Source organism: Pedobacter sp. PACM 27299 (genome assembly GCF_001412655.1).
Lineage (GTDB): Bacteria > Bacteroidota > Bacteroidia > Sphingobacteriales > Sphingobacteriaceae > Pedobacter.
In genome coordinates, this window is record NZ_CP012996.1 from 4,715,592 (window position 1) to 4,732,279 (window position 16,688).

The 16,688-nt window shown below is 40.3% G+C and carries 11 protein-coding genes; 4 read left to right on the top strand and 7 right to left on the bottom strand.

The window, feature by feature from the left end:
- Positions 1-40 precede the first annotated feature (40 nt).
- The 6 genes from AQ505_RS19950 to AQ505_RS19975 form a co-directional block, all read right to left on the bottom strand.
- On the bottom strand, positions 41-865 hold the full coding sequence (locus AQ505_RS19950) for a hypothetical protein (RefSeq protein ID WP_157262485.1): 825 nt from the start codon (positions 863-865) through the stop codon (positions 41-43).
- A 199-nt stretch (positions 866-1,064) separates the two neighbouring features.
- Complete coding sequence (locus tag AQ505_RS19955; protein ID WP_062549802.1) at positions 1,065-2,246, bottom strand: basic secretory protein-like protein; 1,182 nt, start codon at positions 2,244-2,246, stop codon at positions 1,065-1,067.
- 89 nt (positions 2,247-2,335) lie between these two features.
- Positions 2,336-3,307, bottom strand: a complete 972-nt coding sequence (locus AQ505_RS19960) for a hypothetical protein (RefSeq protein ID WP_062551129.1) — start codon at positions 3,305-3,307, stop codon at positions 2,336-2,338.
- A 71-nt stretch (positions 3,308-3,378) separates the two neighbouring features.
- Positions 3,379-5,205, bottom strand: coding sequence for a RagB/SusD family nutrient uptake outer membrane protein (locus AQ505_RS19965; protein WP_062549803.1), 1,827 nt, complete (start codon positions 5,203-5,205; stop codon positions 3,379-3,381).
- 5 nt (positions 5,206-5,210) lie between these two features.
- A complete protein-coding gene (locus tag AQ505_RS19970) occupies positions 5,211-8,417 on the bottom strand; it encodes a SusC/RagA family TonB-linked outer membrane protein (RefSeq protein WP_062549804.1) in 3,207 nt (1,068 codons plus the stop codon).
- A gap of 45 nt (positions 8,418-8,462) precedes the next feature.
- Positions 8,463-9,026 carry a discoidin domain-containing protein gene (locus tag AQ505_RS19975; RefSeq protein ID WP_062549805.1) on the bottom strand — a complete coding sequence of 188 codons (564 nt, stop codon included), beginning with the start codon at positions 9,024-9,026 and terminating at the stop codon, positions 8,463-8,465.
- A 223-nt stretch (positions 9,027-9,249) separates the two neighbouring features.
- On the opposite strand from AQ505_RS19975, the gene AQ505_RS19980 reads away from it, so the two are divergent.
- On the top strand, positions 9,250-10,695 hold the full coding sequence (locus AQ505_RS19980; RefSeq protein WP_062549806.1) for a sensor histidine kinase: 1,446 nt from the start codon (positions 9,250-9,252) through the stop codon (positions 10,693-10,695).
- A 5-nt stretch (positions 10,696-10,700) separates the two neighbouring features.
- On the opposite strand, the gene AQ505_RS19985 is transcribed toward AQ505_RS19980, so the two are convergent.
- Positions 10,701-11,423, bottom strand: a complete 723-nt coding sequence (locus AQ505_RS19985) for a response regulator transcription factor (RefSeq protein WP_062549807.1) — start codon at positions 11,421-11,423, stop codon at positions 10,701-10,703.
- Positions 11,424-11,914: 491 nt separating this feature from the next.
- Here AQ505_RS19985 and AQ505_RS19990 point away from each other — a divergent pair, with 491 nt between their 5' ends.
- The 3 genes from AQ505_RS19990 to AQ505_RS20000 all read left to right on the top strand — a co-directional run bounded on the left by AQ505_RS19990 (position 11,915) and on the right by AQ505_RS20000 (position 16,683).
- Positions 11,915-12,580: a CPBP family glutamic-type intramembrane protease gene (locus tag AQ505_RS19990; protein ID WP_062549808.1), complete on the top strand. Its 666-nt coding sequence runs from the start codon at positions 11,915-11,917 to the stop codon at positions 12,578-12,580.
- 207 nt (positions 12,581-12,787) lie between these two features.
- Complete coding sequence (locus AQ505_RS19995) at positions 12,788-15,934, top strand: ligand-binding sensor domain-containing protein (RefSeq protein WP_157262487.1); 3,147 nt, start codon at positions 12,788-12,790, stop codon at positions 15,932-15,934.
- Complete coding sequence (locus AQ505_RS20000; protein ID WP_062549810.1) at positions 15,919-16,683, top strand: response regulator transcription factor; 765 nt, start codon at positions 15,919-15,921, stop codon at positions 16,681-16,683. Before AQ505_RS19995 ends, AQ505_RS20000 begins: the two co-directional genes overlap by 16 nt.
- Positions 16,684-16,688: the final 5 nt, after the last annotated feature.

Consider the following 16,688-nt stretch of genomic DNA (forward strand, 5'->3'; position numbering starts at 1 on the left):
TTCTAACATCGTCTGTTTCTTAAAAAAGCCTTCCCTAAGGTTATTTGATTAAATAAATTCCTGTAGCATAGCTGAATAAATAGTTCTGCCCCTTTAGCTGAATGACCTTGGGTAAAGTCATATCGTCACATTTAAACTTATACTGACCAACCTGATAATAGGCCAGATAAACAGGAGAAGCCATCCTTCCATTTTTCCAGCGAATCAATACGTCCTCATCGAAGCGCCTCGCCTCAACCGGTAGTTTAACAAAATCATTCTTATAGCGTTCCTCCTGCCTGACGAGTAAAACATTGTTCCTGATTTCAAAAACATCACACCTTTCTCTGTTCACAATCTGATACTCACAGGGCTTCAATCCATAGGGCTGCAGTAATTTAACTTCATAGTCATCCAGCATTTTAAACTTTACACTGTCGGCAAACCGGGAACCCAACACCTCAGACCTTTTATCAATACTGTCTTTAAAAACTACTGTTTTAAATGGCCCATGCTTTTTATAGTCTGGATACTCATATTTTTCCTGATTGAAGTATAGGTTTCCTAACTGATCCAGGTAAAATGGTAATTTCCAATCAAAATACTGCTCAATGAGCAGCTTTCCAGAAATGTCTATAATTTTAAAAGGGAGATCGCTATTGCCCGGCTTCAATAATATCCTGTCGTCCTTTAGGAAAGCCAATTCAGAAAGGTGATCAGTGCCTGCAATCTGTTTAAACTTAGCGCTGTCTTTTAAAAGATCAGCCAGCAAAGGCACTTCAGGATGGGTATCCTTTTTAGGAAAAGGATTACATCCGGCAAGAAATACTATTGAAAATAATAAACTAAGGGGTAACAGCAGCAATACTATCGGGACTTTTCTCATTTTATGATCTATTAAAGAACCCTGACAGGAGCCAATCATTCTTTTCTAACACCTAAAGTACGATCAATCTTGTAATAACTGGCCAGAATTGGAAATTTACAGATTAGATGATGTACAGATTTGATGTCGATCCCCTGGAATTACTTAACAATAACCTTCCGTTGCATGGACTTCAATACAACGGAAGGTATAGCTTATATTATAAAGCAGGATTTTGTGTGTAATCGCTCCAGAGCTGATCTACATTTTTACCTGTTTCTAATTGCCAGAAAGCACCATTGTTATAGGTACCTGTGCGTGCTGCGGTATTCAATTTAACCATGAGTCCAGGGTTTCTGATTTCCAGCCAAACAAAGAAACGTGCAGTGATTCTATAAGCATCCGTATAGTTTTGTCCGGCTTGATAATTAGGCAAACTCCATTTAGCAGTAGCATTGCTGAGGCCAATACGGTTGCGTTCATAATCTGCTAAACCTTCAGTAACCCATCCTGGTGCACCACCAGAATAAGCCTGCACGATGTGCATCATCTCATGAGTGGCTACATCTAAATCCAAAGGATTAGCTTTAAAATAAGCAGGGTCATAACGCACTACGCCACCTCCATAGGTTGCAGCAACGCCTTTATAATCAGGATCCATAATAAAGGTAATACTGGTCAACGCATTTGGATTATAGGTATCCACGGATTTACCATAGTTCTTTTTGAAAGCATCAATCAGTCCTGCTTTCACCGATGGCAGGACATCGGTATTGCGGTCTACATAAGTAAGCGTATATTTACCTTCTTTGATTGTTTCTACGGTCGCTGATGCTGGAGTTACGGTTTGTTCTTTTTCTGGAACCTCCAATAAGCGCCACTCTGCAAGTTGAAACAAAACGTTTGCACCTGTTCTGTTTTGCGAAGTCCCGCTAACATTCAAACGGTAATGCTTATAACCTTTCGTATTTTTAAAGTTAAAACGCTTCGTCTGCGTTCTAAAACCAAAAGCTTCATATTGTCTGGTATCCAGTTGAACCCAGTTTGTGCCATCATTTGACGCCGTTATTTTCCAGTCGCGGGGATCTCTTTCCTGAGCATCATCTCCAGAAGTAAGCGTATATGCAGCAATCACTTGTTCTTTTGGAAAAGACAGCTGCATATAGGAAGCAGCATCAAAAGAATAAGTCAGGAATTTCGTCGTAGTGATATTGTCTACTAACTTCGAAGAACCTTCTTTTCCATTCGCACCTGATGTATTCTCAGTGCTTACCGTAATTGTACCTGATGCCGTCACATCCTGCTCTTTAGTTGTTGTGATTGGATCTACGGTGTTATGATTTGATGTCGTTCCTTTATTACAGGAAGAATGCGCAACCAGCACGCAAAAAAGGGGCGCCATAAGGCATGAAAATTTCAACATATCAATTAGTTTATTTGTGTGTGTTTATCGCATAGAAAAAGCAACCTTAACAAGATTGCCTTCGTTTATTAATAGGTAATACCTGGAAAATCGATTTTAGCCTTTACCAATTGCGCCTTCCAATCATTTCCTTTTTCATCTTTATCTCCAAATGCAATCAAAGCCTGGTTTTCAAGATTAGCTCCTGCAGCACCGCTCCAGAAATGGATAAACTCACCGAAGTTCATTCTACGGTCGTACTCCATATATTGTTTCCCGTTAACAACGATCTGATGTTTTGGAAAATGCTCCGCTAACTTGCTGAAAAAGCCATTCAGCACGCGTGTTTTACCAAACTGATCATAGATGGGGAAGAACCAGTCTTTAAACCATTTTGTTCCGGCTCTAGGATAAGTATCAGTAGTGTTAATCATCAGGTTATACCAGCGTTTGGCATCATCAGTTCTGTTCAAGCCCAGATACACATCATATTGATAGATTTCCATCCATTTACTATCATGCCAGATGTCCCATGCTGGTGAACCTTTCACCCCTTTTACAGCACCTTCAACAATATGTCCGATCTCATGCGTAGAAATGTCAATGTCATTCTCTTTACCCGACATCCATGCATTGAAATCCCCAGAACCGCAATCGGTCACATTGCGATAATCATGACTGGCATCCATATAAGTGGAAGGATGACCACCGCCATATTTTCCTGCATGATAAATCACAAACAAACGACCATCATCACCAAAATTCCCATAAGTCTTTTTGGTATAATCCCAGGCCTCAGCCATGTATTGAAATGGCCAGGTAATCGTTCCTTTCACATCGCCATCATAGTACACCGCCACATTGCTATCATAATACACCCGGTTTACAACCTGAACATGATCAAACCAATGTTCTTTCCATGTTTTAGGTGGTGCACCTGGCGGATCCTGAGCTTCTGCAATTGGAGGGGCTGGTGGGATGGGTTTTATGATTTCTTTTTTGGAATTACATCCAACACTTAAACCGGCTAAAAAAATTACTGTATACACGCTATTCTTCATAAAATTTAATTTAACAGGCAATAAATAACACCGGACGATCATGCCCCGCCCGATGTTAATACTGCCTTCATTTACCAACCTGTGTTTTGTACAATTTGGGGTACTTTCTGTATTTCACCATTTGGGATAGGCCACAAATAATGTCTTTTTTGGAATACTCTGTTTTCAGTGGTCACCACAGTATAGAATGCCGGGCTATCCTTCGTGATGTCTAATCCACGAATAATATTATCGGTAGTTTCTGCAATTTTCCATTCTCTGGTATAGAAATAACGATCCAGTTCAAAAGCAAGCTCTACCCTTCTTTCCTTACCGATCGCAGCTCTCATATCAGTTGGAACAGGTAGTCCACCAGTACCGTATACAGGGATACCTGCACGTTCACGAATCCTGTTCAGATAAAGTAACAGGTCAGGATTTGTAGGGTCTGACTCCTGCAAGGCCTCTGCATAATCCAGATAAATTTCTGCCAAACGAATCACTGAGAATAAAGTACGACTGCTCGTCCATCCTGCCACTGTCAGGTGTTTTCTTGAAGTATAGCCTGTTTTGGTATAATCGGAATTCGCAATACCAGCTTTACCAGCATTTCCGGTATTGGTGAAATTAGTAATGATATTAGATTGCGGATTAATCCATTTACGACCTGTATACGTGATATTCGCATAAAAACGCGGTTCACGGTTCACATACATATTGCTGATCAAACGAACCGCATTCTGGTCATTCGGATCTGGTGCCTGATAGTCAGAGAAACCAGTAGCCTTATAACTTGGATCGCTGTTAATAGACAATCCATTTACAGTAAAAAATGCATCCACCATTTGCTGAGAAACAGACAGGAATGAGCCACCTTTATCACCTCCGGAAGCCCCATTATGATTTGGCGCTAATGAATATTGATAATTGGTCACATCTCCTGCTCTTCCAAAGATCATTTCAGAATTCCAGCCATTCAAGACTACATCTCTACTAGCCAGGAAAGCCCTGTTGAATGCCGTATTTGGAACTCCGGTTGGCGTGCTGCTGACCGAATATAAACTGTAACCTGAGTAATTCGCATTGTTTAAGAATTCTCTGGCAGCAGTAGCCAGTCTTGTCCATTTCGCAGGACTGCTGGTTTGATTGATCAATTGTTTACCATCTTGATTTTTAAGATTGGCATAGTCAGCATTGCCATTAAACAAAGGTCTTGCTGCACTAAGCAATGCTTTTATTTTATAAGCCTGGGCAACTGATCCATTTACATGTCCATAATCTTCAGATGATTGAGGGATAGGTGGAAGCCCAGCAGTTGCCGCATCCAGCTCAGCTACAATATAGTCGATACATTCATCAAATGAATTACGAGGTTTACTGATTGCAGCCAATGGCGCATCAGAAGGTATCGGTTCGTTGCCTAATAAAACAACCGGACCGTATATACGGACTAAATGATAGTAATAAATCGCCCTTAACGCTCTCGCCTCGTTGAAATAACGACCCACAAAATCAATTCCACCAAGGTTACAGTCTGTACATCTGTTTACATTCGCCATGAAAGTACTGGCTGCCTGTATCCCTTTGTAGAAATTCTGCCAGTGGTAATTCACTTCACCTCTTGTGGCATCCCATGCACCGGTATTTACGTTTTCAGAGAAATTGGCCAGTGTATAATCCGCTTCATCAGAAGCGGCCGTCCATGGACCAATATTACCTGTCTGACTTGGGAAACGATCCTGATTCTGACTTGGCAAAGTCGAATACACATTTGCCAGGGCCTGCTCTACAGTCGCTTTCTTTTCAAAAGCCTGCGTAAAAGTCAATCGGTCATCAGGTACCTGGTCTAAAAATTTTTTACAACCGTAATTTCCGGCAATTAGCAGAAAGGCTGTTGTATATATAAATATTCTTTTCATTATGTTTAAAAATTAGCGGTGAAACCCAGAGAATAATTTGAAGTCAGCGGATAACGGGTACCATTACTGGTCAACAGTTCTGGATCCCATAACTTAAACTTGCTGAAAGTATACACGTTATAACCCGTTGCATAAATTCTTAGACGTTTCACACCGATGGACTTAATTCCTTCTTTAAGGGTGTATCCCAAATCAACATTTTTCAATCTCAGGAAGCTCACATCACGTTTCCACCAGGTGCTCGACTGATAATTGTTGTTGTTGGTGTTGTAAGATAATCTAGGATAAGTAACATTCTGACTTGGGTTAGCTACCGTCCATCGGTCTGTAGCCACTGCCAGCATATTTCCCTGTCCTCCAGAGTTAGCAAATGAAGGAATGTCAATTAAGATATCCGCATTGCTTTGTCCTTGGAAAAAGGCACCAAAATCAAAATTCTTGTAGCTTAGAGAGAAACCAAAACCATAAGTGGTCGTTGGCATATCACCTCTTCCGATGATGGTCTTATCAAAATCGTTGATTTCACCATCACCATTCAAATCCTTGTACTTAATATCACCTGGCATTAGGGTACCAAATTGTTTCGGACTGGCATCAATTTCTGCCTGAGTATCGAATAATTTCTCTGCAATAAACCCAAAACGAGTCGCTGCTAAGATGTTATATCCTCTTTGCTCCATCCATGGATAAGCTTTAGGTGCCTGATCATTTTCAATCACCTTATCCTTGTTGTAAGTATAATTCGCTCTGAAATTGATAGACAAATCCTGGCTGAATTGCGCATTGTACTCTATTGTACCGTCAATACCTTTATTTTTCACTTCACCAAGGTTACCCAGTGGGGTATTGGCAAGTCCGATATAGTTTGGCACTACACCACGGCTGATAAATGTCCCTGTTCTGTGTTCTTTGTACACATCTACAATTAGGGAAAGGTTGTTATTTAAGGTCTTCAACTCGAAACCTAAATCCTGCTTGCGCGTCTCTGCCCAGGTAACATCCACGCCATAAGCAGTAATCGCTAAACCGCCAAAGCTGTTCTGCCCGGTCTGTCCAAAAGTATAACCGGGAATATCTGTATTGCTGATTTTGGTCAGGTAGAAGAAACGATCTGCTTCATTATCTGCATAATTTGCCGTACTTCCTCCAGATCCTACGATACCATCAGAATAACGGAACTTCACCATCTGGAAAGTGTTTTTCAACTTCTCAAAGAAAGGCTCATTAGACACCAACCAGCCTACACCAAATGCTGGAAATGCACCGTAACGTTTACTAGGCGCAAAATTCTCTGAACCATTATAACCCAGGTTAAACTCTGCAAAATACTTGTTATCATAAGCATAAGTAGCACGTGTAGCCACACCCTGCAACCTGTAAGGTATAGAAAGTGTTAAATTACCGGCAAATGGATTACTATTATCATTCTGATTGTAAAGTACCAAACCACTTACCGCATGTTTACCAAAAGTACGATTGTAATTGATCCCTATTTCAGCATATACTTTCTTGTCTCCAGAATTGGTATTGGCATAGTTTAAGAAATCCTGCCCTTGTAATACCAAGCCATATTTATAACCTGAACTTGGGTCGTTAGGGGTATTGTAAGGATCATTAGGGTTAATTCTGTACAAGGATTCTCTTTTAATCCTGTTGATGCGGTTATCGTTTTTAACATCGAATGAGAACATTCCTGTCATAGACAAACCAGGGGTAATCGCTTTTAAATCCTGGGTTAAACGAAGGTTGGAATACAGCTGAGTAGTATATCCAATGCGATATCCATTTCTGGTGATGTCACCATAAGGGTTACGCTGATCGGCCTGCGGACTAATTCCTGGCAAGCTTCCGTTTGGATATAAGATTGGAAATGAAGTTGGATTGATCAGGAAAGCCTGACTAAAAATATCCTGTGCATTAAAGTTACTTGGGAAGTTAGTTTGTGACAACACCCCTTTTACGCCCAGATCCATCTTAGTGGTTCCCGTAATGTCCCAGTTTAAATTGGTACTTACATTAAAACGGTCATAACTTTGGTTGATTTTCTTATTGTCTGCATCACTGGTTTTAAACAATCCGCTTTCGCCGTAATAACCTAAAGACACATAATACCTCGCATTACTTACCCCACCAGATAAATTGGCAGTAGCTGTTCTGTTTTGTCCGAAATCATTGTAAATGGCATCAAACCAATTTACATTTGGATACAGGATTGGATCAGCACCACTGGCTGTTTTTTGAATCGCATCCAGACTAAAAGCAGGATTAAATGCACCCGCAGCACCGCCTCTCAGGTATTCAGTATATTTTGCCTCATTGGCAAGGTTCATATAATCGATACCATCAATCAGCTGTGGCTTACGTGTAAACTTGCTGATCCCCTGATAAAAATCTACAGAGATCGTTGGTACACCCGTTTTACCCTGCTTGGTATTGATCAGGATGACCCCGTTTGCACCACGAATACCATATACCGCAGTCGCCGCAGCATCTTTAAGCACAGTAAAGTTCTCTACGTCATATACACTGATGTCATTTAGGTTTCTACCCGGCACCCCATCTATGATGATCAAAGGACTTCTGTCACCGGCCGATTGTGAAGTAATACCACGGATAAAAATATCTGAACCTGTAGCACCAGGCTCTCCATTTCTGCTCACATTAATTACACCTGGAATACGACCCGCCAACATCTGACTTAAGCTGGATACCGGCTGCTTTAAATCTTCTACTCTTACCGACGATTGTGCCCCTACCAGACTTTCTTTCTTCTGTGTACCAAAACCTACAATAGCGATCTCTTTCAGGTCTTCGCCACTTTTTGGTTTCATCTCAATAGTTAAAGCCGTTTGCTTTCCGACAGCAACTTCCTGAGTTTCATAACTTACATAACTTATAATTAAGACTGCATTTTCATTTGGTATGCTGATCGTAAAAGCACCATTCACATCAGCAGCAGCAGTAGTAGTGGTTCCTTTAACCCTGATACCGGCACCTGGTAATGGCAATCCTTTTTCATCCTTTATAATACCACGGATCGTAATGTCCGCATTTGGCTGTACTGTGGTGACAAACGTATCTGCTTTAATTGCAGGTACCGATGCTGAGGCAGTGCTGCAAGTTCCTGCAGCTACAGAAAAGGCCAGCACCCGAAGGGCAATATCCCTCGATAGCAGCTCTCTTCCAATTAACATTCGTAATTTTTTTCTCATAATCAATTTGATTGTATCTAATTTGTTTGTTGGTTTTTGATCTTTTTACTGTTGATCTTCGGGAACTTCTATCACTCTCCATTCACCCAGCTGAAATAAATCGCCAGAGCCAATTGAAGTAATACTAATGCGGTAATACTTGTACGCGTTAAGGTTTTTGAAACTGAAGAATCTGGTTTGTACACGTCCAGCAAAAGCTTCATTTGTCCTGGTATCCAATACCGTCCAGGTGCTGCCGTCATTAGATCCGTTAAATGTCCAGTTCTTTGGATCTCTCAAAGGAGCATCCCCTCCAGAAGTTAGTGAGTAAGAAGCCACTTGCTGAGCTTGAGGAAACTCCAGCTGCATGTAGAAATTAGGCGCATAAGAAAAGATTAAGAATTTCGAATTGACATCATCATCCACCACTTTCTTCGAACCTTCACCACTATCAATCCCATCTCTGTTTTCTATGTTCACACTCAGTTTACCTTTTGAGGTCACATCTACCTTCGCCTTCCAGGTAAATAATTCGGTTTTTGGATAGTCCTGCTTTTCACAGCCTGAACATAATGCGGCGACTAGGAAAAGCACTGGTGATGCTTTCCTGGGCAATTTTAATAAGTCCATACAAATTTGGTTAATTGGTTTTTAGTTTGTTATTGAATTGGTCATTAATTGTTTCATTTTCTTCTCCTGGATACTGTTAAAAGGTTTTAGGAAAATCTTTAAATAAAAACATTTCAATAAAAATAGGCTTTGCCGCATCTTGAAGTTGTTAAGGAAATCTTAATGAAATGTTAATGTTTATTTTAAAATCATTTGTTGTGATAAAACGATTATTTTAGCGTTAATGACCCTTAATAAAATACAAGCATCCCCTCGAACGCACAAGATAATTGCGCTGATTAGTCTGGTTATCCTTTCTTATTTACAATTCAATCTGATTTATACTACCTATAAATTAAAAGACAAGCAATATATATTAAAGGAAAGCCGCTCTATCGAGAATAGCTACAAAGAAGTGGTTCGTAATGACAAGTTATATCCTGGGGGACAGAAAATTGTAGATTCCGTCATTTACAGGAATATGCAAGCGATGGAAGATACTTATTACCATAATCCTGCTGCTTTTGAACGCCTTAAAGAAAGGGTTTGCGACAGTATCGTCCGGAATCTCCGCTTAAACAGCAACATGGACAGTGTCTTTACTGCGATTTTAACAAAGGATAACCTGGATCGGGATCTAAAATATCTATTGGTCATGAATGACCTTGCCATTACCTTTAATGGTGTCAATTACATTTCATTGTACAAACCAGAAAAAGAAAAGCTTGCTTACCTGGCCCTAAACATTCAAAACAAATACGGAATCGCCATAGATGGCAACCTCCAAAATCCTACAAACCAAAATCATACTGCAGGTTTGATGGTCAGCTCCCCAACACCAAGAAGCTATTACATGGGTTTTGCAATCCATGTAGATTACGACAACAGGAAAATGATTATCCTGAAATCAATGTCCTTCACCCTATTGCTCTCCATCTCCTTTATTCTGCTGGTCATCAGCATCTACTACTTCACGTATAGAAATTGGCTAAGACAAAAGAAACTGGCAGATATGAAGACGGATTTTCTAAATAGCATTACTCATGAATTTAACACGCCTATTGCTACAATTTTAGTCGCCAACTCCAGTATTCAGAACAAGGAAATTATTGCTGATCCTGCCAAGGTTTATCCACTCACAGAAGTCATCAAAAGGCAAACACAGCGACTTCAAACCCTGATTAATCAGGCGCTGGACATTAGCCAGATGAATAAGAATGAGATAGAAAGAGAACTTTATGACATGGCTTCTCTTTTAGAAGAACTCATCAACGACTATAAACTTAAAATCACCGAAAATGTAACTATCAGTTACAACTTTGAAGATATTCATGCTTTGGTGTTATTGAACAGGTTTTTACTGACCACCATGCTTTATAATATTTTCGACAATGCGCTGAAATATAACACGAAAGACGCCAAAGAAATTAAGCTGGAGCTGATAACCCATGGCCAAAGCTTAACACTCTGCATCCGGGATAATGGAGTAGGCATGAACAAAAAGCTCATGAAATCTATATTCGACAAATTTTACCGTGGTAAAAATGGAGTGAAGACACGTGGATTAGGATTAGGCCTGTTTTATGTCAAACAAACCGTAGAAGCGCACAACTGGGAATTAAATTTAAGCAGTGAACCAAACCAGTATAGTACATTTTGTATTACCATGCCGATAGAAAAAGAGAAATAACATCCTTACTTTTTTGAGAGTTCCGCAATGCTGAATATATAGCCAACACCATATACATTCTGGATACTCACCTCCGAAGAATGATTCAAAGCTTTACGTAATCTGGAAATGAATACATCCAGGCTTCTGCCCAGAAAATAATCATTCTCCCCCCAGAGCTCCAGCAAAATATCCGCCCTTTTTAAAATGCGGTTTTGATGTAAAAACATATATTCCAGCAGCTGAGCTTCGCGAAGGGTTAAAGAAATCACGGAATGATTAGGTAAAAACAACTTTAACAAATCCTTTTTAAAAGTTAAATCCCCTATGGCCAGCTCAGTTTCATTTACAGTAGACACCAGCGCTTCAGTCAGCTCAAGCGGTTCATTCCTTTTTAAGATGTTTTTTATTCTGAGTACCAGCTCATCAATATCAAAAGGTTTGACAATGTAGTCATCAGCGCCAATCTTCAAACCCCGAAGCCTGTCATTCTTTTCATTTCTTGCCGTAACGAAAATAAAACTCTGATTTTTATTCAGGGACTTAATCTTTTCTACCAACTCAAAACCATCATAATCTGCCAGTTGAATGTCAAGGATCAAGATGTGAAATTTTGTGGTCTGATAGATATTCAACGCATCTTGGGCATTTAAACACCAGGTCACTTCAAATCCTACCAGCTCCAAATACTGCTTTACCACATTACCAAGATCCCTTTCATCTTCTACAAAAAGTACATGTTGTTTCATTGCTTCATAAGAATAAGATTAACTGACTCCAGTTCATAGCTGAACTACCCCGAAGTAAACATATTCAAAAAAAACAATTCATTTACAGTCGACATAGATAAATTTTACAGGAGCAATGGGATGCACTGAGAAAACTATTACGTTTTAGCATTCAAAACCAAGCTCCTGAAACAGTTTCAGGCCTTTTTGAATCACCCTGTTCCCAGATAGATATTTTCAACATTTCAATTCAACACTTCAACATTATGTCTCATAAATTCCACCCCGGTATGAGCTGCTAAAAGCAAGTAAGCTTTTAATAGGTTAAAATTTGATGCCCTGGTATCCATTTCTTGAGCGACTAAAAGTCAACAGCACTTTAACTGGAACTCATCAGCCCTTTAATAGATTTACGGAATGAACCGAATAACTTCCTGCAACGGTAGATATATGATCAGTATTTGATTTTAAACAGTACTTTAGATTTAAATTAACGCCTTAAATCATCTGAAATGAATATACTACGTACCTGGAAAGATTTCTTTAGCTTTCTTTTAGCTCCGGCTATCGACCACAAGGAAGGCAGCCTGCTGGAGAAGTCGCTCAGCGCATTCTACATCTTTATCCTTAAAGTAATCCTGGTAATTATCACAGGGCTGCTGCTACATCTTTTATTCGGCAATCCGGATCCCAAAATATTAAATAGCACCTTAATTAATACCTCTATTTTTATTGCGCTCTTTGCAGGTGTATTTGAAGAAATCGTTTACCGCTTATCTCTCACTAAATTCAATCCCTGGTACCTTTCCATCTCCCTGGCTGGCTTCCTGTTCATCATCATCAAAAAACTATATTTCAGAAATATGCTGCTAGAAAATGAAGGCCTGCTGGTTTCTTCTTTGATCGCAGTCGCCTCTTTCCCTATATTTTATTTAATAACCAAAAAATTTACTGAGCAGCTGGAACGTTTCTGGCAGAAACATTTCGGAATTGTTTTCTATATCAGTGCCTTTCTTTTTGCCATTTCACATTTTTTTAACGCCAAAGAACTGGAACTAGTTAATTTAAAATCAAACATCAGCCATCTATTTAGCGCATTGATCCTGGGCTATGTGCGCATAAGATCTGGGATCGTAGCCGCAATAATTCTTCATATCGTCTGGGATTTAATGCTCTGATCATGTATACCATTCCGTTTATGGCTTTCTCATCCGCAAAGCAGTTTAGAGAATAGCCCTATCCTCAGCGCTAAATCCTTTTCTCCATAGCATCGCAGGTTTTAATCAAAATTTCAGCATTTTGTCTCAATCTCTAGGAGATACTAAAAGCAATGCTATATTTGATTAACGAGCCAAACTACATTGAGAATAACCACCTTCATTTTTTTGCTGCTATTCGCGAAAATATTACACGCGCAACCCTACTATTTTAAACACTATCAGGTAGAAAACGGGCTGTCCAACAACAGTGTATTTGCCGGTGTTCAAGATGATAAAGGATTTATGTGGTTTGGCACAAAGGATGGTTTAAACAGATTCGATGGCTATTCTTTCAAAACTTACCGCCATGATTCTGCAGATCCTACCAGCTTAGGAAACGACAAGATTTATTCCCTATTCAGCGATAAAACTACGGGCCTATGGGTGGGCACAGATCTCGGTCTGTATAAATACAACCCGGAGAAGGAAACTTTCAGCGCAGTCAAGGAAACCCTCCATATTGGCATCCGCAGCATACACGTCGACAAAAAAGGCAACCTTTGGCTCCTTTCAAACAGCAAACCCTATCGTTATAACCCAGCAAAAAAAGAGTTTTCAGCCATCAAAGTGGAGGACTCATTTGACGTTGGCTCTATTTACTGCCGTTCGAACGGAGAAATCCTCATCACCAGCCCTGATGGCAGGATTGCGATCTACAACCCCCAGAGCAAGTCTTTCCAAACCCGTTATCAAATGAATAAAAAAGGGGCTGTTAATATCGGCTGGATACCCGTATTTACAGAAACCAGCGACCAGCTGCTGCTGCTGGGTTCCAGCAGTCAGGGAATCAAATTATTCAACCCCAAAACAAATGAGTTAAAAGACATCATTACCCAGAATAAAGACAAAACACACATTTATGTGAGGGATATGCAGGCCAGAAATGAAGATGAATTCTGGATCGGTACCGAATCCGGATTATACATCTATAACCATAAAAATGGCCACATTATCCACCAGCAAAAGAAATACAGCAATCCATACACCCTTTCAGACAATGCCATTTACTCGGTATGCAAAGACAGAGATGGAGGCGTATGGATGGGCACCTATTTTGGTGGAACCAATTATTATGCCCCCTCTTCTTCCATCTTCAGCAAATACTTCCCGGAACAGCAGCCAAACTCCATTAGCGGCAGCGATGTCCGAGAAATCTGTAAAGATAAAAACGGCAATTTCTGGATCGGCACCGAGGATGCAGGCCTGAATAAAATGGACCCGAAAACAGGTCGATTTACCTCCTTTTTTCCTACCGGAAAAGAGAGCACCATTGCACATTCTAACATCCATGGCTTAGTAACCGATGGTGATAAATTATGGATCGGTACTTTTGAGCATGGCTTAGATGTGATGGACATCAATACCGGTATGGTCATTAAACATTACGTACCGGGGAAAGGAAATTCTTTACGCTCCAGTTTTGTATTGAGCATGTTTAAAACTAAAGCCGGGGATATCCTCCTGGCCACAACCGTCGGGCTCTATAAATACAACCGCAAAAAGGATGATTTTGATGCCATACCTGATATCCCGTTTTATTTCTTCAACAACATCATGGAAGACAGTGAAAGTAATATATGGGCTGGAACTTATGATAAAGGATTGCTTCGTTTCAGGTTGGGCGAAAAAGGTTATACCAATTTTAAAAACGAATATGGCGATAAAAACAGCCTGAGCAACAACACCATCAACGGGATATTCGAAGACAGTAAAAAGAACATCTGGGTGGTCACCGATGGCGGCGGATTGTCCTTGCTGGATAAGAAAAAATCAACCTTCAAATCTTACCAGACAAACGATGGGCTCCCAAGTAATTTCCTCTTCAGGATCCTGGAAGATCAGCACCATAAATTATGGATCAGCAGTACCCGCGGACTGTTTCGCTTTGATCCACAAACAGCAGAAGTAAAAATATATACCAAAGCAGATGGCCTGCTGACCGACCAGTTTAATTACAACTCTTCTTTCAAAGATACAGACGGCAGAATGTACTTTGGCAGCCTGAAAGGCATGGTGAGTTTCTTGCCAGACCAGCTCAATACCACCGCTAAAACAGCCCCCGTATTTCTAACCGGCTTCCAGATCGACAATGCAGACCGTACAGATCCCAATGCAGATAAGATCCTCACCAAATCCGTTACTTACACCAATGAGATTACCCTGGAGTACAACCAATCCTCTTTTAGTATAGACTTCGCCGCACTCAGCTATGCCTCGCCTGTTACCACAGAATACGCATACAAGATGACCGGACTATACAATAGCTGGGAATATTTAAAAACGAATAGAAAGGTATACTTTACAAAACTAGCCTCTGGAACCTATATATTTGAAGCCAAGGCAATGATTAACGGCAGTAAAGAATGGAGTAAAGACAACGTTAAATTACGCATCATTGTATTACTCCCATTCTGGAAAACCTCCTTAGCCTATGTCGGCTATTCGATTTTATTTCTAGGATTGCTCACCGCCATCATCCTCGAGTACCATAAGAGAACAGACCTTAAAAACAAAAGGCGCATGAAGCTTTTTGAGCATCAAAAAGAAAAGGAAATCTACCAGGCCAAAATCGAATTCTTCACCAATGTAGCGCATGAAATCCGTACTCCCCTTACCCTGATCAAAGGGCCTATGGAAAAGATTATGAAACTTTCAAAAGAAGTGCCAGCCATTGAGAAGAACCTGAATACCATGAACCGAAATACCAATCGTTTACTGGAACTCACCAATCAGCTGCTGGACTTTAGAAAAACGGAGGTACAGGGCTATTCCTTAAACTTTGTAAAAGTCGACATCTCAGAACTTATTGAAGATATCAGACTGCAGTTTCAGGATGCTGCTGAAAGTAAAAAGATCAGTTTTGAAACTCTCCTGCCTCCCACCCATTTTTTTGCTTACGTAGATACAGAAGCATTGTACAAAATCATGAGTAACTTGCTGGACAATGCTTTAAAGTATGGTCAATCGAAAGTGAAAGTCGTATTGAGCATCAACCAGGAGGAAGACCAGTTCAGTATTCGCGTATATAGTGATGGACCTAAAATTGCACCGGAGATCAGGAACAAAATCTTTGAGCCTTTTTTCAGGGCCAGAGAAACAGAAATGCAAAGGGGAACAGGTATCGGGCTGTCCATATCCAGATCGCTCGCAGAGTTGCATCAAGGGAGCTTGTACCTGGAAGAAAGTGGCCCGGAGGGCAATGTATTTGTAATAGTACTCCCCATACATCAGGCAATGGGATTTAACTTAGACGGAAAATGGAAAAAGAAATAACCATCCTACTTGTAGATGACAACGAAGAAATCTTAGAATTCATCGCAGATGATTTAAGCGAAAAATATCAAGTCCTGACCGCTATGAACGGCCTGGAAGCCCTTGCTATCTTAGAGACAGAAACCGTCCATCTGGTGGTTTCTGATGTCATGATGCCGGAAATGGATGGATTTGAGTTCTGCAAAAAACTAAAATCAAGCATTGAATTCAGCCATATCCCCTTGATTCTGCTAACCGCAAAAGACACCCTGGATTCCAAAATACAAGGATTGGAACTGGGAGCCGATGTGTATGTAGAAAAACCATTCTCACCAGAATTTCTGCAAGTACAGATCTCCAGCCTGATCGCCAATAGGAACAAAATCAAAGCTTATTTTTCCAATTCACCGCTTTTACACCTTAAAGGAATTGCCCATTCCAAAGCAGATGAGCAATTCCTGGAAAAGATTCAATACATTATTGATAAAGACATCAGCAATCCTGAGCTGGATGTAGAACACCTGGCCAACCACATGAACATGAGCAGACCCACCTTGTATAGGAAAATCAAATCTATTTCAAACCTCAGTCCCAATGAACTGATCAATATTTCTCGTTTAAAAAAGGGCGCAGAACTTCTGAAACAGAACGACCTGAAGATATATGAGATTTCCGAATTGGTTGGATATAGCTCTCAAACTCACTTTGGGCGAGTTTTCTCCAAACAATTCGGAATGTCTCCTACAGAATATGCGAACCACAAATCATAAGTTGA